We start from the raw sequence: 14,944 nt of genomic DNA on the forward strand, positions 1-14,944 counted from the left end.
TCGTGCAGCGCATCACTGCGGGCGCGGCGCGCTGGCGATGATGGCCAGTTGTTCCTGTGCTTCGGCATTGCCGGCCGCAGCCGCGGCCTGGACCTGCGCCAGGTCGGGGTGCATGACCACCAGCAACGGGTTTTCGCACACCGGGCAGTCGTACTCGGTGGCGTCTTCGTCCAGCTCCATCACCATCGCGCGCGAGCTGCCTTTCCACTCGCATGCTGCGCAGGTGTGCATCTGTTCGCGCCAGCCGGGCTGGAAGTAGTTGTCGATCGTGGTGGCCATGGGCTTTGGGGAAAAGAGAGGTAGGAGGACGCGGCAAGGGGTCAGAGCCCTGCTGCGCAGGGATCTGACCCCGCGTGCGGGTCAGTGCAGCAGGATGAGGGTGGCCAGGCCGAGGAAGCTGAAGAAACCCATCACGTCGGTCACCGCGGTCACCACCACGGTGCCGGCCACGGCCGGGTCGACGTTCATGCGCTTGAGCAGCAGCGGCAGCAGCACCCCGGCCAGTGCGGCGGCCAGGAAGTTGATGATCAGCGCCAGGGTGATCACCAACGACAGCAGCAGACTGTGGAACCACAGGAAGGCGATGACGCCGACCAGCAGGCCGATCAGGGTGCCGTTGATCAACGCGACGCGCGCTTCCTTCCACAGCAGGATGCGGGCGTTGCTCTGGCCCACCTGGCCCAGGGCGATGCCGCGCACCATCAAGGTCAGCACCTGCACGGCGGCATTGCCGCCCACGCCGGCCACGATCGGCATCAGCACGGCCAGCGCCACGACCTTCTGCAGGGTCAGTTCGAACTGGCCGATCACGCTGGCAGCCAGGAAGGCCGTGCACAGGTTGATGCCCAGCCAGACCACGCGGCCGCGCACGGCACGCTTGATGGGCGAGAACAGATCCTCTTCCTCATCCAGACCGGCGGCGCCCAGCGCCTGGTGCTCGGCCTGCGAACGGATGATGTCCACCACGTCATCGATAGTGATGCGGCCGAGCAGGATGTTGTTGTCATCCACCACCGGCGCGGAGACCCAGTCATGGTCGGAGAACTGCCGCGCCACTTCCTGGTCGCTTTCGCCAACATCGATGGCCGGCTGTTCGTCATCGATCAGGCGGTTGATGGGGGTGGTGTCTTCGTGGGTGACCAGCGCGGCCAGCGAGACGCGGCCCAGGTACTGGTGGCGGCGGCTGACCACGAACAGATGGTCGGTGTGGTCGGGCAGTTCGCCGCGCAGGCGCAGGTAGCGCAGCACCACGTCCACGTTGACGTCGGCGCGCACGGTCACCACGTCCGGGTTCATCAGGCGGCCGGCGCTGTCCTCGGGATAGGACAGCACCTGTTCCAGGCGCTCGCGGTTCTCGCGGTCCATCGACTTGAGCACTTCGTCGATGACCGTATCGGGCAGATCCTCGACCAGGTCGGCCAGATCGTCGATGTCCAGGTCTTCGACCGCGGCGATGATTTCGTCCGGGTCCATGTCCGCGAGCAGGCTCTCGCGCACTTCCTCACCGACGTGGACCAGCACCTCGCCGTCGTCTTCCGGGTCGACCAGGCCCCACACCACTTCGCGCTTGCCCGGCGGCAGCGATTCCAGCAGGTTGCCGATCTCGGCCGGCGCCAGGGTGTTGACCAGGCGGCGCACCGGCCCCAGCCGGCCGCTGTCCAGCGCATCGGACAACAGGCGCAGTTGGCGCGCAGTCTTGTCGTGGCGTACAGCTTCGGCCATCGCAGCTCCCGCGGGAAGAGAAAAGCCGCGATCCCGGCAAGGATGCGGCAACAGGGGTGTTCAGCGCGTCATTATCGCAAGCCGATGTTTCAACGCATAGCCGCCGGGCATGGCCCGGCGCTACCGGGGACGCATTGTGGTGGTAGCGCCGGGCCGCGCCCGGCGAGCGCGTAGCGCGGCAGTCAGGGTGTCTCGGCCACCAGGGCCAGCCAGCGTTCGATGCCGCGGCGATCGCGCGCGGCCAGCAGCTTTGGTGCGCGTGCGCGCAGGGTGGCCAGGTCGCTTTCGCGGATCGCGCGGCGGACTTCCAACAGGGTGCCGGGGTGCAGGCTGAACTCGGTCAGGCCCAGTGCCAGCAGCAGCGGCGTCATGCGTGCGTCGCCGGCGATCTCGCCGCACACCGCCACCGGAATGCGATGGCGTGCGCCGGTGTCGATCACCAGCTGCAGCAGGCGTACCACGGCCGGATGCAGCGGCGAGTACAACTCGCCCAGCGCTTCGTTGTTGCGGTCGGCGGCCAGCAGGTACTGGACCAGATCGTTGGTGCCGATCGACAGGAAATCCACCAGGTCGATGAAGCTTTCCAGGGCCAGCGCGGCGGCGGGCACTTCGATCATCGCCCCCAACGGCACGTGGTCGGCCACCGCATGGCCTTCGGCGCGCAGTTGTTCGGCCAGCTTCAGCAGGCGCCGGCGCACCGCCAGCAGTTCCTCGCGGGTGCTGACCATGGGCACCAGCACGCGCAGCTTGCCGTAGGCCGAGGCGCGCAGGATCGCGCGCAGCTGGGTGTCGGACACCTTCGGCCGGGCCAGCGACAGGCGCACGCCGCGCAGGCCCAGCGCCGGGTTCTCCTCGTTGCTGAGGGTCAGGCCGGTACGGTCGGCCTTGTCCGCGCCCAGGTCCAGGGTGCGGATGGTGACCGGACGCCCGCTCATGCCGAGGGCGGCATCGCGGTAGGTCTGGAACTGCTCTTCTTCGTCGGGCAGTTCGTTGCGCTGCAGGAACAGGAATTCGGTGCGGTACAGGCCCAGGCCCTGCGCGCCCAGCGCGTGTGCCTGGGTCACGTCTTCCAGCGATTCGGCATTGGCCAGCAGGGCGATATCGACCTGGTCGCGGGTGCGGCTGGGCTTGCTGCGCAGGCGGCCGAGTTCGCGCTGTTCGCGCGCGTGTTCCTTCAGCCGTACGCGGTAATCGCGCAGGTTGTCGGCCTGCGGGTTCACGGTGATGCTGCCGTCGGCGCCGTCGATGATCAGCACATCGCCGTCGGCCACCCGGCCCAGCACCTGCGGCACGTTCACGATCAGCGGCAGGTGCAGGCTGCGGGCCAGGATCGCGCTGTGCGACAGCGCGCTGCCGGCGGCGGTGACAATGCCGACCACGCCCTGGGCCTGCAGCTGGGCCAGTTCGGACGGTGCGATGTTGTCGCAGACCAGGATTTCCCCGGCCAGGCCCTTCACCACCGGCGCGCGGTCGGGTTGCAGGAAGGCGTGGATGCGGCCGATCACATGGTCCAGATCGTCCATGCGGCTCTTCAGATAGGCATCGTCCATGCCATCGAAGACCTTGGCCAGGCGGTCACGCTGCAGGCGCAGTGCGTAGCCGGCGCTGTAGGGGCCGCTGCGGATCAGTTCGTCCAGCCCGAACAGCAGCTCCGGGTCATCCAGCAGCAGGGCATGCAGGTCCAGGAATTCGCCCACTTCCTGGTTCAGCGCGCCGTGCAGGCGCTGGCGCAGGTCGTGCATCTCGGTGCGCGCCGCTTCCACGGCGCGGTGCAGGCGTGCCAGCTCGGCCGGTACCTGCTGCGGGGCCACGCGCTGTTCGGCGATTTCCAGCGCATGCGGCAGGCGCACGCGCGCACGGCCCAGCGCTGTACCGCGTGCGGCGCCGTGGCCGGACAACAGCTGCACCGGCCGTTGGCCGGAAGGCAGTTGCCCGGCACGTGCGCGCGGCACGCTCAGCTGTCCTCGTCGAAGCGGCGCTCGAACAGGTCAACCACCGCGTCCATGGCAGCCGCCTCGTCTTCGCCGGTGATGCGGATGGTGACCGGCGTGCCCTGGCCGGCGGCCAGCAGCATGACGCCCATGATGCTCTTGGCGTTGATCTCACGGCCCTTGGCGGCCATGGTCACGTTGCAGCGGAAGGGCGCCAGGGTCTGCACCAGCTTGGCGGTGGCCCGGGCATGCAGGCCCAGGCGGTTGCTGACTGTGAGTTCTCGTTCAAGCATCGTCGACTATCGCTCCATTGCGGGTGCCCGCCGCCGCAGTGGCGGGCAGTTGATCCAGTGCCTGTTCCGGATAATTCATCACCCGCAGCAACATCGGCAGGCTCAGCGCCGACACCCGGCGAACCGGGGTTCCCAGCCGGGCCAGCTGCCCGGCAAGGTTGGCTGGGCTGGCGCCGTACAGGTCGGTCAGGATCAGCACGCCTTCGCCACCATCGACCCGGCGCAAGGCAGCCGAGGCAAGCGGGAGAAGGGCATCCAGGTCTGCGTCGAACGGTACTTCGAAAGCTTCGGTTTTCAGCGGCAATTGCCGCAGGAGCCGGGTCGCCACGTCAAGCAGGGCGGTCCCGACCCCGGGGTGTGTTACGAGGAGAATGCCACAGGTCATTACTGCACGTTAACAGGTCAGGGTGAACGGGCGATAGCAGCAGGAGAGGGGCACTGTGTCCCGTATTCAGTGTTGCCGGGGTCGGATCCCTTTTCCACGGGAAAAGGGCTCTGACCCCATCGTGTCGACCAAGGTCGACACCTACCAACGGCGCACGACGTGTCGACCAAGGTCGACACCTACCAACAGCGCAGGGGCTGGCCGCCTCGTCAATCCTGTTCGCGGTGGTAGGTGGCCACGTCGTCCCAGCCCATTTCGCGGGCGTGCCGGGCCATGCGCTCGGCCAGGAACACCGAGCGGTGCTTGCCGCCGGTGCAGCCGAAGGCCACCGTCACGTAGCTGCGCGTGCCATCGCCCAGCTTCGGCAGCCAGGTGTCCAGGAAGTCCATCAGCTGGGTCAGGTAGCGCTGCACGTCCGGCTGCGCTTCCAGGTAATCGCGCACGCCCGGTTCGCGGCCGCTCAGGGCGCGCAGGTCCGGGTCCCAGTGCGGGTTGGGCAGCACGCGCGCATCGAACACGAAGTCGGCCTCGGCCGGCACGCCGCGCTTGTAGGCGAACGATTCGAACAGCAGCGACAGGCGCGTGGCATGGCCCAGCGCAAATTCGGTGATGATGCGGCGGCGCAGCTGGTGCACGTTCAGGGCGCTGGTATCGACCACGGCATCGGCCTCGTGGCGCAGCGGCGCCACCAGTTCGCGTTCGCGGGCGATCGCTTCCGGCAGTGACAGGCCCAGCTGGCTCAGCGGATGGCGCCGGCGCGTGTCGGCGTAGCGCTTGAGCATGGTTTCGTCGCTGGCCTCGAAGAACAGCACCTTCACCTGCACGCCCGCATCGGTGGCCTGCTGGCGCCAATCGGACAGCTGGCTCAGGTCGCTCTGCCCGCGCACGTCGATGCCGACCGCCAGCCGCCGCGGCGCTGCGCCGTCGTGGTTGTCCAGCACGCTGCGTACGAAATCCGGCAGCAGCCGGATCGGCAGGTTGTCCGAACAGTAGTAGTCCTGGTCTTCGAAGGTCTTCAGGGCGACGGATTTACCCGAGCCGGACAGGCCGCTGACGATGATCAGGGTCGGGGCGGTGGGGGAGGCGGTGCTCATGGACAGGCTCTTTGCAGTGGGCTCAGGGTGTTCGCCGTTCCAGCAGGTTGCTGTGGCGGGCGATGAACATCGCCGCCGGATCGATACCCTTGGTACGTAGAATGTGCAGCCGGGTGGCCGCCTCGGTCAGCACCGACAGATTGCGGCCGGGCATCACCGGCAGGGTGATCAGTGGCACGTCCAGGTCCAGCACGTGGCGGGTACCGGAATCGCCGGTCAGGCGTTCGTAGCCATGGGGGGTGGGCTCGGTCATCGGCTTGGTCAGGTGCACGATCAGGCGAAGGTACTTGTTCTTCTTTACCGCCGTATCACCGAACATCTCGCGCACGTTCAGCACGCCCAGGCCGCGCACTTCCAGCAGGTCCTGCAGCAGCTCGGGGCAGGTGCCATCGAGCACGTCGGGGGCGATCTGGGTGAACTCGGGGGCATCGTCGGCCACCAGACGGTGGCCACGGCTGAGCAGTTCCAGCGCCAGTTCACTCTTGCCCGAACCGGCCTCGCCGGTGATCAGCACGCCGATCGAATAGATTTCCATGAACACGCCGTGCAGGATCACCCGCGGTGCCAGCGTGCGTGCCAAGTGGTAGGACAGGTGGTTCAGCAGTTCATGGCCGCGCTTGGGCGACACCCACAGCGGGGTGCCGGATTCATCGGCGGCCGCGCGCAGGTCTTCCGGGCAGGGCTGGTTGCGGGTGATGACCAGCGCCAGCGGGTGCGAATGCATGATCTTTTCGATCGTTTCCCAGCGCTGCCGCGGTTCCAGCGCGTCCAGCCAGGACAGTTCCTCGGTGCCCAGGATCTGCACCTTGTTCGGGTAGATCGCATTGAGGTAACCGGCCAGCGAGGGGCGCCGGGACACCGTGTTGCCGGCTTCCAGTTCGCGCTTCTCGCCGGACTGGCCGGCAACCCAGCGCAGCGCCAGCCGCTCGCGCTGCTGTTCGAACAGTTCACGTGCGGTGATGCTGGTATTCATGCGGCGCTCGCCGAAGGGGGAAGGTCCAGGGCCAGGCGCAGGCTGCGCGCGTCGCCGGCCTCGCGCAGGGCCTGGCGGATGGCCGGCGAAGAGAACAGTTCGGCCAGCTCGGACAGCAGCATCAGGTGCTGGTGGGTGTAGTGGGCGGGCACGGCCATGGCGAACACCAGGTCCACCGGGGCGTCGCCGCCGAAATCGATGGGGGTGGCCAGCCGCAGCAGGGCGCCGCGGGGCCGGTCCAGCGCGGGCGCGCGCCCGTGCGGAATGGCGATGCCCTCGCCGATGCAGGTGCTGCCCAGCGCTTCGCGCTGGCACAGGTTCTGGTAGATCTGCTCGGCATTGGCCTGGCGGCAGGCCAACAGGCCGGCGGCGGTCTGCAGGACGCTGTCGCGGTCGGTGGCCGTGCAGAGCTGGGTCTGCACGGCCGCCAGAAGGTCAGTCAGGGGCATGTCTGCGGGGAACGGTGGCGATCAGCCGCCATTGTCGCCCACCGGCAGCGGTGCGTGCTGCTGTTTTTTCTCCTTGTGCTTGATCACCAGGCGGTCAAGCTTGTCCGCCAGCAGATCGATCGCGGCGTACATGGTCTGGCCGTTGGCCTCGGCATGCAGGGTCTGGCCGGGAATATTGAGGCTGGCGTCGACGTGGTGTTCGGTCTTCTGCAGCTTGAGGGTTACCCGCGCTTCGCAGTGCTGGTCGAAGTGCTTGCCGATCCGGGCCAGCTTGTCCTCCACATAGGACTGCAGGGCCGGGGTGACTTCGACATCTTTGCCAAACGTTTCGATGCGCATCGGGTTTCTCCTGTGTTCGGATGTGCCAATGAACCTCTCCGCCGGGCGCGGTGGCGCGTCAAGCGATTCTGACCCTTTCGTGCGAGGCGGAGATGTTCATGGCCTCACGATACTTCGCAACGGTGCGGCGCGCTACCGGGATTCCCGACGTCTTCAACAGGTCAGCCAGCTTGGCGTCAGAAAGCGGCTTGCGCGGGTTCTCGTCATCGATCAGGCGCCGGATCATGGCCTGGATGGCGGTGCTGGAGGCTTCGCCACCGCCGTCGGTGTCGATGCCGGAGGCAAAGAAGGCGCGCAGCGGCAGGGTGCCGCGCGGCGTGCGCACGTGCTTGCGGGCGATGGCGCGCGAGACGGTGGATTCGTGCAGGCCGAGTTCGCCGGCGATCTCGCGCAGGGTCAGCGGTCGTAGGGCCTGTTCGCCGAATTCAAGGAATCCGGCCTGCTGCTGGATCAGGCAGCGCACCACGCGCAGCAGGGTTTCGCCGCGGGCCTGCAGGCCCTTCAACAACCAGCGTGCTTCCTGCAGTTGGCTGCGCAGATAACCGGCATCGGCATCGCCGCAGCGGCGGATCATCTGTTCGTAGCCGCGGTGGATCATCACCTTGGGCCCGGCATGGGCGGCCAGCGCCGCGCGCCACACACCGCCCTGCCGCCACACCACCACATCGGGCACCACGTAGGTGTCCTGCGAAAGCGGGGCGATCTGCGTGCCGGGGCGCGGGTCGAGCGAGCGCAGCAGGGCTACGGCGGTCTCGACCTCGGCCAGCGGTTGTTTCAGTTCCTGTGCGATGCCGGCCACGCCGCTGCGCGGCAGCCGTTCCAGCGGGCCGGCGGCAATCTGCCGGGCCAGCGCCTGGCCAGGCGTGTCGGCCGGCAGCACCGCAAGCTGCAGCTGCAGGCATTCGCCCAGCGAACGCGCGGCCACGCCCACCGGATCGAAGCGCTGGATCTGGTGCAGCACGGTGAGGATTTCGTCTTCGCCGGCATGGATGGCCGGCAACAGGGTTTCGGCGATGGTGGCCAGCGGTTCGCGCAGGTAGCCATCGTCTTCCAGCGCATCGATCAGGGCCGCGCCGATGCTGCGATCGCGCAGCGACAGGTGCGAAAGATGCAGCTGCCACAGCAGGTGGTCGGCCAGTGTTTCAGTCTCGGCCACGCGCTCGGCAGCGCTGCCGGTGTCGTCATCGTCGTCGAAGCTGCCGCTGCTGCCGGCACTGCTCCAGTCCAGTTCCGCCGGCGCCCAGTCGTCGCCGCCGTTCTCACCGGCATCGGCGGTGGGCGGCGCTTCGTTGTCGGCGCCGCCGTCCTGTTCGCTGCCCGCGGCCGCATCATCGCCTTCGGCCCAGTCCAGCAACGGGTTGCTTTCCACCGCCTGGGCGATTTCCAGCTCCAGCTCGGTGCTGGACATCTGCAGCAGCTTGATCGCCTGCTGCAGCTGCGGTGTCAGCACCAGGTGCTGTCCCAACGATGTCTGCAGCCGAGTCTTCATGCCTGTGCCGAACGGAGGGGAGTGGGCCCGGCGGCCGCCTTACAGCTTGAAGGAATCTCCAAGGTAGACGCGACGCACGTCTGCGTTGTCCAGGATCGCCTCGGGCGAGCCCTGGGCCAGCACGGTGCCCTCTGCGAGGATATACGCGCGGTCGCAGATTCCCAAGGTTTCGCGCACATTGTGGTCGGTGATGAGTACGCCGATGCCACGCTGCTTCAGGTGGGTGACGATGCGCTGGATTTCGCCCACCGAGATCGGGTCGACGCCGGCGAACGGTTCATCCAGCAGGATCAGGCGCGGCTTGGCGGCCAGCGCGCGGGCGATCTCGCAGCGGCGGCGCTCGCCGCCGGACAGGCTGGCGCCCAGCTGTTCGGACACATGGCCCAGCTGCAGTTCGTCCAGCAGGCTGTTCAGTTCGCGCTCGCGGCCGGCCGAATCCAGATCGTCGCGCAGTTCCAGCACCAGGCGCAGGTTGTCGGCCACGGTCAGCTTGCGGAACACCGACGGTTCCTGCGGCAGGTAGCCCACGCCCTGCTTGGCACGGGTATACATGGGGTCGTCGGTGATGTCCTGGCCGTCCAGCACGATGCTGCCGGCATCGGCCGCGACCAGGCCCACGATCATGTAGAAGCAGGTGGTCTTGCCGGCGCCGTTGGGGCCGAGCAGGCCCACCACTTCACCGGCGTCCAGGGTCAGGCCGAAATCCTTGACCACTTCGCGCTGCTTGTAGCGCTTGCGCAGGCCCTTGGCGACGAGCATTACTTCTTGCCCCCGGCCGGCGCGGCCGGCGTCTTGTTCTTGGGCGGAATGACCGTGCGTACGCGGCTGCCGTCGCCGCCGGAATTCATCTCGCCGCTCTTCATGTTGTAGACCATGCGCTGGCCGGCGTTGGTGCCGCGCGCGCTGGTGACCTTGTAGTTGCCGGTCAGGGTGACGGTATCGCTCTTGACGTCGTAGTCGATGTTGTCGGCCACCGCATCGACCCAGGTGCCGTCATCCAGCTGCTGCTTCATCTTGGCCTGCTTGCCGGTGAACACGGCGCGGACCGCTTCGCCGTCCTTCATGTAGATCTCGGCCTGGGCCGAGCGCAGGTCCAGGGTGCCCTGGGTGATCACCACGCCCTGCGACAGGGTGGTCTTGCCGTCGCCGGTCAGCGAACCGGACTGCGCACCGGCGTCGATGTGCATGTCTTCGTTGCGGTCGCTGGATTTGGCGAAGGCGGCGCTGGGGACAAGAAGACCAAGCGCGAGCACGGCTGCAAAGGGAATCTTCATCGGGGTCCGTTCTACCGGTGGGAGGCGCCCGGGGGTAACCGGGCGGCCGGGTGGGTGCTGCTGGCCCTGCGCCTGTCGGGAAGACGTCGCGGGCCGGCGGCGGAATCAGCGCTTGGGCGTGTAGCGGCCCTTGGACTGGCTGAGGAAATGATACGTGTTGTTCTTCGAATCCACTTCAAAGCCCACGCCGGACTGTTCCATGCCCGGGCGGGTCATGGTGACCAGCGCGTCGGTGCGCGCACGGTTCTCTTTCGGGAACACGTCCAGGTGGTCGGTGCGGAAGGTGGTGGGCACCACGCCGGGCGCGACCGGGCTGTCGCCGGCCACGTTGCCGCGCAGCTTCATCTCATCGCCCTTGGCGCTGAGCCAGCCGGTTTCGGCGCGCAGCGTCCAGTGCCGGCCTTCGGCATCGGGCATTTCAAACAGCGGCGTGGCGATGTTGATGGTCTGGTCGCCGCGCTGGCGTTCCAGCAGGGGCGCGCGCAGGGTGGTCGATTCCTTGCCCTGGTCGTCCAGGGCCACGATCTGGAAATCGTGCAGGATGTAATCCACGCCTGCGTCCTGGCCTTCGCTCACCGGGCCCTTGTCGCGGTTGCGCAGGGCGGCCCAGCTGCTCAGCAGCGCCGCCAGCAGCAGGCCGACGCCGAGCACGGTACGCCAGTTCACGCGTGCGGTATTCATGCGCCGAACCTTGCCAGCACGGCGTCCACATGGCCCTGCGCGGCCAGCAGCACGTCGCACAGCTCGCGCGCGGCGCCACGGCCGCCCTCGCTGCGGGTCTGCCAGTGGGCGCGTTCGGCGATCCACGGGTGCGCATTGGCCGGGGCCACGGCCAGGCCGACCGCGCCGATCGGGGCCAGGTCGGGCAGGTCATCGCCCATGAAGGCCACCTGGTCCAGGCCGATGCCATGCTGGGCGCACAAGGCCTGCACGCTGGCCAGCTTGTCGCCCACGGCGATCTGGGTGTCAATGCCCAGGTCGGCGCCGCGCTTGAGCGCGGACTGGCTGTTGCGCGCGGTGATGAGCACGGGGTGGATACCGTGCTGCTGCAGCAGTTTCAGGCCCAGACCATCCTGCACGAAGTACGCCTTGCTCTCGTTGCCGTCCTTGTCGTAGTACAGCCGACCGTCGGTGAGGGTACCGTCCACGTCGAAGCAGGCCAGGCGGATGCGGGCCGCGGTGGCAAGCAGATGGGCGGGGAAGGCGGGCAGGGGGGACCAGGGCATCAGGGTGTCGGACTCGGTGTTGGTATCTGAATGGGGTCTACGGACTATTGGTTAAACCACCCGGGCCCGCAACAGGTCATGAATGTTCAGCGCGCCGACGGCCCGGCCCTGCTCATCGACCACGATCAGGCCGTTGATCTTGTGGGTTTCCATCAGGCGCGCCGCTTCCACGGCCAGCTGGTCGGCACCGATGGTGCGCGGGCTGCGGGTCATGATGTCGGCGATGCGGGCGGTGCGCACGTCCAGCGCGCTGTCCAGCGCGCGGCGCAGGTCGCCGTCGGTGAACAGGCCGATCAGCACGCCCTGGGCATCGACCACGGCGGTCATCCCCAGCCGCTTGCGACTCATCTCCATCAGGGCTTCGCTCAGGCTGGCGCCGGCGTCCACCTTGGGCAGGTCCTCGCCGCTGTGCATCACATCGGTAATGTGCAGCAGCAGGCGGCGGCCCAGGCTGCCGGCCGGGTGCGAGCGGGCGAAGTCGTCGGCGGTGAAGCCGCGCGCGTCAAGCAGCGCCACGGCCAGCGCATCGCCCATCACCAGCGAGGCGGTGGTGCTGGAGGTGGGTGCCAGGGCCAGCGGACAGGCTTCGGCCGGCACGCTCACGTCCAGGTGGATGTCGGCGGCGCTGGCCAGGCTGGACTGGGCGCGGCCGGTCATGGCGATCAGGGTGTTGCCCTGGCGCTTGAGCACCGGCAGCAGCATCAGGATCTCGTCCGATTCGCCTGAATAGGACAGGGCCAGCACCACATCGTCCTCGGTGATCATGCCCAGGTCGCCGTGGCCGGCTTCACCCGGGTGCACGTAGAACGCCGGGGTGCCGGTGGAGGCCAGGGTGGCGGCGATCTTGCGGGCGATATGCCCGGACTTGCCCATGCCGGTGGCGACCACGCGGCCGCGGCTGCCCAGGATGGTCTGGCAGGCCTGCTGGAAGGCCTCGCCCAGGCGCCCGGCCACGGCCTGCAGGGCCTGCTGTTCGATCTCGAACACGCGCTGGCCACTGGCCACCAGGGCAGCGGGATCGACGGAACGGGAGGGCAGGGGGGACTCGGCCATGCGGACGCCACGCAGCGGAAGTAGAATGAGGGCTCATTTTATTAGGAAAGCCCGTTGGACGCCGACACCATCCGCAACCTGATCGAAACCGGCCTGCCCGGCGCCCGCGCCGACGTGCGTGGCGACGACGGCGTGCACTTCGAAGCGACCGTGGTCAGCGAGGCCTTTGCCGGCAAGATGCCGCTGGCCCGCCACCGGATGGTCTATGCCACCCTGGGCGACCTGATGGGCGGCGCGATCCACGCGCTGGCGCTGAAAACCGTGACCCCGGCCGAAGCCGGCTGAACCGCAGAAGATTCCCTATACATGGCCAAGATCGTTGTGACCGGCGGCGCTGCGCTGCACGGTGAAGTGAGCATCTCCGGCGCCAAGAACGCCGTCCTCCCCATCCTCTGTGCAACCCTGCTGGCCGACGAGCCGGTGGAGATCACCAACGTGCCGCACCTGCACGATGTGGTCACCACGGTGAAGCTGCTGGGCGAGCTGGGCGCCAAGGTCACCATCGACCAGGGCACGCTGTCGCGCGGCAGCGCGATCGTGGTCGACCCGCGTTCGGTGAACCAGCACGTGGCACCGTATGAGCTGGTCAAGACCATGCGCGCCTCGATCCTGGTGCTGGGCCCGCTGCTGGCCCGCTTCGGCGCCGCCGAAGTGTCGCTGCCGGGTGGCTGCGCGATCGGTTCGCGCCCGGTGGACCAGCACATCAAGGGCCTGCAGGCGCTGGGTGCGGACATCGTGGTGGAGAACGGCTTCATCAAGGCCACCGCCAAGCGCCTGAAGGGTGGCCACTTCACCTTCGACATGGTCAGCGTGACCGGCACCGAGAACGTGCTGATGGCGGCCGTGCTGGCTGAAGGCACCACCATCCTGGACAACGCCGCGATGGAGCCGGAAGTGACCGACCTGGCGCACTGCCTGATCGCGCTTGGCGCGAAGATCGAAGGCGTGGGCACCGCCCGCCTGGTGATCGAAGGCGTCGAGCGCCTGACCGGTGGCCGCCATGAAGTGCTGCCCGACCGCATCGAGACCGGCACCTTCCTGGTGGCCGCGGCGATGACCGGTGGCAAGGTGACGGTGAACCGTGCGCGCCCGAACACCATGGATGCGGTGCTGTCCAAGCTGGTGGAAGCCGGTGCGAAGATCGAGACCACCGAGGATTCGATCACCCTGGACATGCAGGGCAAGCGGCCGAAGGCAGTGAACCTGACCACCGCGCCGTACCCGGCGTTCCCGACCGACATGCAGGCCCAGTTCATGGCCCTGAACTGCGTGGCCGACGGCGTGGGCGTCATCAATGAAACGATCTTCGAAAACCGTTTCATGCACGTCAACGAACTGCTGCGCCTGGGCGCGGACATCCAGATCGAAGGCCACACGGCCATCGTGCGCGGTGCCGAGCGCCTGAGCGGTGCGCCGGTGATGGCCACCGACCTGCGTGCATCGGCGTCGCTGATCCTGGCCGGCCTGATGGCCGATGGCGATACCACCATCGACCGTATCTACCACCTGGACCGCGGCTACGAAAACATCGAAGAGAAGCTGTCTTCGCTGGGCGCCACCATCCGGCGCGTGACCGCATGATCCTGCGCGGCAGGTTCACCCGCCGCCGCAAGGCGCTGCTGGCCCTGGTGCTGCTGGCGCTGGCGTGGCTGGGCTATGCCTGGTACGCCAACCTGGCCATCACCAAGGGCATCGAGCAGAAGGACATGGACTGGAACGGTGACGGCACGGTGACCCGTGACGAGATCATCCAGTCGTTCTACGCGGTGGCGGTGAATGACAGCCAAGACGGCAACCGGCATTGCCGCACGTTCGTCTGGCGCGGCACCGGTGAGCAGATCCGCGTGGACTGCCGCACCGAGTTCAAGCCGGCCGCGGCCGAGGAAAAGAAATAAGAAAACGCCCGCGCAAGCGGGCGTTTTTCTGTGTGGCGCTAGGGGTCGGATCCCTTTCCATCGGAAAGGGCTCCGACCCCACCCACGCAACCGGGGTCAGAGCCCTTCCCGTTGGGAAGGGATCCGACCCCGGCGGTCAATTCATCGCCTTGATGGTCAGGTCCAGCGCGTCGCGGCCGCTTTCCTTCTGCAGCATGCGCGCCGGCACCGGGAATTCCGGCACGATCCAGGCGATCAGTTCCTTGTTGCCGTCCACGCGCGAGACCTTGGTGGCCTGGTAGCTCTTGCCGCCCACGGTCACCGCTTCCTTGCCCACGATCTTGTAGGTCATGTTCTTGATGCGGCCTTCGTCCACCATGCGGTAGGTCAGCGGCTTGCCGGCGGCCAGGTCACGGGCGATGGCCAGGTTGATCAGCAGTGCATCCATGTCGCCGGCCTTCAGCGCGATGGGGCCGGCGCGGTCGGGCTTGATATCGCCGGTCCAGGTGGCCTGGTTGCTGCTCCAGTTGTAGTTGGCCTGCACGTTGCGCTTTTTCACCAGCAGCGCCGAACGGTCCTGGCTGCTGAGCGGACGCAGCTGCCCGCGCACTTCCTCGAACACCGTGCTCTGGCTCAGGTCGGCCAGCTGGTTCTTCACGTTCAGGCTGTAGCGCCACTTGTTGGCGCCTTCGCTGGCCAGGGTCATGGTGCCGTTGGCCTGCATGCCCATGTAGCTGGCCAGGTAGTCGGCCTTGAACGGCTGCAGCGCCATGGCCGGCAGGCTGGCGACGGACAGCGCGGCCGCGGCGATCCAGGTCAGGGGGCGGGTCAGGGTCTTCATG

At 67.6% G+C, this 14,944-nt stretch carries 19 protein-coding genes; 3 read left to right on the forward strand and 16 right to left on the reverse strand.

Going from position 1 to position 14,944, the window contains the following annotated elements; all coding sequences use genetic code 11:
- Nucleotides 1–12: 12 nt before the first annotated feature.
- From C1930_RS05355 to C1930_RS05425, 15 genes are all read right to left on the reverse strand, one after another.
- The gene (locus C1930_RS05355; protein WP_108748795.1) at nt 13–279 is read right to left on the reverse strand and encodes a hypothetical protein; all 267 of its coding nucleotides are present in this window, start codon (nt 277–279) and stop codon (nt 13–15) included.
- Nucleotides 280–360: 81 nt separating this feature from the next.
- On the reverse strand, nt 361–1,722 hold the full coding sequence (mgtE, locus tag C1930_RS05360) for a magnesium transporter (protein ID WP_108748796.1): 1,362 nt from the start codon (nt 1,720–1,722) through the stop codon (nt 361–363).
- 182 nt (nt 1,723–1,904) lie between these two features.
- A complete protein-coding gene (ptsP, locus tag C1930_RS05365) occupies nt 1,905–3,674 on the reverse strand; it encodes a phosphoenolpyruvate--protein phosphotransferase (RefSeq protein ID WP_108755583.1) in 1,770 nt (589 codons plus the stop codon).
- A gap of 2 nt (nt 3,675–3,676) precedes the next feature.
- Nucleotides 3,677–3,946, reverse strand: coding sequence for an HPr family phosphocarrier protein (locus C1930_RS05370; RefSeq protein ID WP_108748798.1), 270 nt, complete (start codon nt 3,944–3,946; stop codon nt 3,677–3,679).
- On the reverse strand, nt 3,939–4,331 hold the full coding sequence (locus C1930_RS05375) for a PTS fructose IIA subunit family protein (RefSeq protein ID WP_108748799.1): 393 nt from the start codon (nt 4,329–4,331) through the stop codon (nt 3,939–3,941). The genes C1930_RS05370 and C1930_RS05375 overlap by 8 nt, the downstream gene beginning before the upstream one ends.
- A 209-nt stretch (nt 4,332–4,540) precedes the next feature.
- Nucleotides 4,541–5,425 (reverse strand): RNase adapter RapZ, encoded by an 885-nt coding sequence (gene rapZ, locus C1930_RS05380; RefSeq protein ID WP_199912405.1) that lies wholly within the window; start codon nt 5,423–5,425, stop codon nt 4,541–4,543.
- 22 nt (nt 5,426–5,447) lie between these two features.
- Nucleotides 5,448–6,398, reverse strand: coding sequence for an HPr(Ser) kinase/phosphatase (gene hprK, locus C1930_RS05385; protein ID WP_108748800.1), 951 nt, complete (start codon nt 6,396–6,398; stop codon nt 5,448–5,450).
- Entirely contained in the window at nt 6,395–6,847 is a 453-nt protein-coding gene (locus C1930_RS05390; RefSeq protein WP_108752376.1) for a PTS sugar transporter subunit IIA, read from the reverse strand. Before C1930_RS05390 ends, hprK begins: the two co-directional genes overlap by 4 nt.
- Nucleotides 6,848–6,868: 21 nt before the next feature.
- Nucleotides 6,869–7,186 (reverse strand): ribosome-associated translation inhibitor RaiA, encoded by a 318-nt coding sequence (gene raiA, locus C1930_RS05395; protein ID WP_108748802.1) that lies wholly within the window; start codon nt 7,184–7,186, stop codon nt 6,869–6,871.
- 58 nt (nt 7,187–7,244) lie between these two features.
- Complete coding sequence (locus tag C1930_RS05400; RefSeq protein WP_108771244.1) at nt 7,245–8,675, reverse strand: RNA polymerase factor sigma-54; 1,431 nt, start codon at nt 8,673–8,675, stop codon at nt 7,245–7,247.
- Between the two features lie 39 nt (nt 8,676–8,714).
- A complete protein-coding gene (gene lptB, locus C1930_RS05405; RefSeq protein WP_108748804.1) occupies nt 8,715–9,434 on the reverse strand; it encodes an LPS export ABC transporter ATP-binding protein in 720 nt (239 codons plus the stop codon).
- Nucleotides 9,434–9,949, reverse strand: coding sequence for a lipopolysaccharide transport periplasmic protein LptA (lptA, locus tag C1930_RS05410; RefSeq protein ID WP_108752378.1), 516 nt, complete (start codon nt 9,947–9,949; stop codon nt 9,434–9,436). Before lptA ends, lptB begins: the two co-directional genes overlap by 1 nt.
- Nucleotides 9,950–10,054: 105 nt before the next feature.
- The gene (gene lptC, locus C1930_RS05415; protein ID WP_108755586.1) at nt 10,055–10,630 is read right to left on the reverse strand and encodes an LPS export ABC transporter periplasmic protein LptC; all 576 of its coding nucleotides are present in this window, start codon (nt 10,628–10,630) and stop codon (nt 10,055–10,057) included.
- Nucleotides 10,627–11,175: an HAD hydrolase family protein gene (locus C1930_RS05420; protein ID WP_108752380.1), complete on the reverse strand. Its 549-nt coding sequence runs from the start codon at nt 11,173–11,175 to the stop codon at nt 10,627–10,629. Before C1930_RS05420 ends, lptC begins: the two co-directional genes overlap by 4 nt.
- A gap of 51 nt (nt 11,176–11,226) precedes the next feature.
- Nucleotides 11,227–12,228, reverse strand: coding sequence for a KpsF/GutQ family sugar-phosphate isomerase (locus C1930_RS05425; RefSeq protein WP_108761413.1), 1,002 nt, complete (start codon nt 12,226–12,228; stop codon nt 11,227–11,229).
- Between the two features lie 54 nt (nt 12,229–12,282).
- On the opposite strand from C1930_RS05425, the gene C1930_RS05430 reads away from it, so the two are divergent.
- From C1930_RS05430 to C1930_RS05440, 3 genes are read left to right on the forward strand one after another with little or no spacing between them, the layout of a single operon-like run.
- Nucleotides 12,283–12,513, forward strand: a complete 231-nt coding sequence (locus C1930_RS05430) for a BolA family protein (protein WP_108748809.1) — start codon at nt 12,283–12,285, stop codon at nt 12,511–12,513.
- Between the two features lie 21 nt (nt 12,514–12,534).
- A complete protein-coding gene (gene murA, locus C1930_RS05435; protein ID WP_108755588.1) occupies nt 12,535–13,809 on the forward strand; it encodes a UDP-N-acetylglucosamine 1-carboxyvinyltransferase in 1,275 nt (424 codons plus the stop codon).
- A complete protein-coding gene (locus C1930_RS05440) occupies nt 13,806–14,123 on the forward strand; it encodes a hypothetical protein (RefSeq protein WP_108748811.1) in 318 nt (105 codons plus the stop codon). Before murA ends, C1930_RS05440 begins: the two co-directional genes overlap by 4 nt.
- A gap of 136 nt (nt 14,124–14,259) precedes the next feature.
- Here the strand turns inward: C1930_RS05440 and C1930_RS05445 are convergent, their stop codons facing one another.
- Complete coding sequence (locus C1930_RS05445) at nt 14,260–14,943, reverse strand: DUF3108 domain-containing protein (protein ID WP_108748812.1); 684 nt, start codon at nt 14,941–14,943, stop codon at nt 14,260–14,262.
- Nucleotide 14,944: the final 1 nt, after the last annotated feature.

It is taken from the genome of Stenotrophomonas sp. SAU14A_NAIMI4_8, assembly GCF_003086695.1.
Lineage (GTDB): Bacteria > Pseudomonadota > Gammaproteobacteria > Xanthomonadales > Xanthomonadaceae > Stenotrophomonas.

Excerpts from the sequence above, each read along its gene's own strand:
- C1930_RS05440 (WP_108748811.1), top strand. The coding sequence starts at position 13,806 with ATGATCCTGCGCGGCAGGTTCACCCGCCGCCGCAAGGCGCTGCTGGCC.
- hprK (WP_108748800.1), bottom strand. The coding sequence starts at position 6,398 with ATGAATACCAGCATCACCGCACGTGAACTGTTCGAACAGCAGCGCGAG.
- C1930_RS05445 (WP_108748812.1), bottom strand. The coding sequence starts at position 14,943 with ATGAAGACCCTGACCCGCCCCCTGACCTGGATCGCCGCGGCCGCGCTG.
- C1930_RS05375 (WP_108748799.1), bottom strand. The coding sequence starts at position 4,331 with ATGACCTGTGGCATTCTCCTCGTAACACACCCCGGGGTCGGGACCGCC.
- lptB (WP_108748804.1), bottom strand. The coding sequence starts at position 9,434 with ATGCTCGTCGCCAAGGGCCTGCGCAAGCGCTACAAGCAGCGCGAAGTG.
- C1930_RS05370 (WP_108748798.1), bottom strand. The coding sequence starts at position 3,946 with ATGCTTGAACGAGAACTCACAGTCAGCAACCGCCTGGGCCTGCATGCC.
- raiA (WP_108748802.1), bottom strand. The coding sequence starts at position 7,186 with ATGCGCATCGAAACGTTTGGCAAAGATGTCGAAGTCACCCCGGCCCTG.
- C1930_RS05420 (WP_108752380.1), bottom strand. The coding sequence starts at position 11,175 with ATGCCCTGGTCCCCCCTGCCCGCCTTCCCCGCCCATCTGCTTGCCACC.
- lptC (WP_108755586.1), bottom strand. The coding sequence starts at position 10,630 with ATGAATACCGCACGCGTGAACTGGCGTACCGTGCTCGGCGTCGGCCTG.
- C1930_RS05400 (WP_108771244.1), bottom strand. The coding sequence starts at position 8,675 with ATGAAGACTCGGCTGCAGACATCGTTGGGACAGCACCTGGTGCTGACA.
- mgtE (WP_108748796.1), bottom strand. The coding sequence starts at position 1,722 with ATGGCCGAAGCTGTACGCCACGACAAGACTGCGCGCCAACTGCGCCTG.
- murA (WP_108755588.1), top strand. The coding sequence starts at position 12,535 with ATGGCCAAGATCGTTGTGACCGGCGGCGCTGCGCTGCACGGTGAAGTG.
- C1930_RS05425 (WP_108761413.1), bottom strand. The coding sequence starts at position 12,228 with ATGGCCGAGTCCCCCCTGCCCTCCCGTTCCGTCGATCCCGCTGCCCTG.
- lptA (WP_108752378.1), bottom strand. The coding sequence starts at position 9,949 with ATGAAGATTCCCTTTGCAGCCGTGCTCGCGCTTGGTCTTCTTGTCCCC.
- rapZ (WP_199912405.1), bottom strand. The coding sequence starts at position 5,425 with ATGAGCACCGCCTCCCCCACCGCCCCGACCCTGATCATCGTCAGCGGC.
- C1930_RS05390 (WP_108752376.1), bottom strand. The coding sequence starts at position 6,847 with ATGCCCCTGACTGACCTTCTGGCGGCCGTGCAGACCCAGCTCTGCACG.
- C1930_RS05355 (WP_108748795.1), bottom strand. The coding sequence starts at position 279 with ATGGCCACCACGATCGACAACTACTTCCAGCCCGGCTGGCGCGAACAG.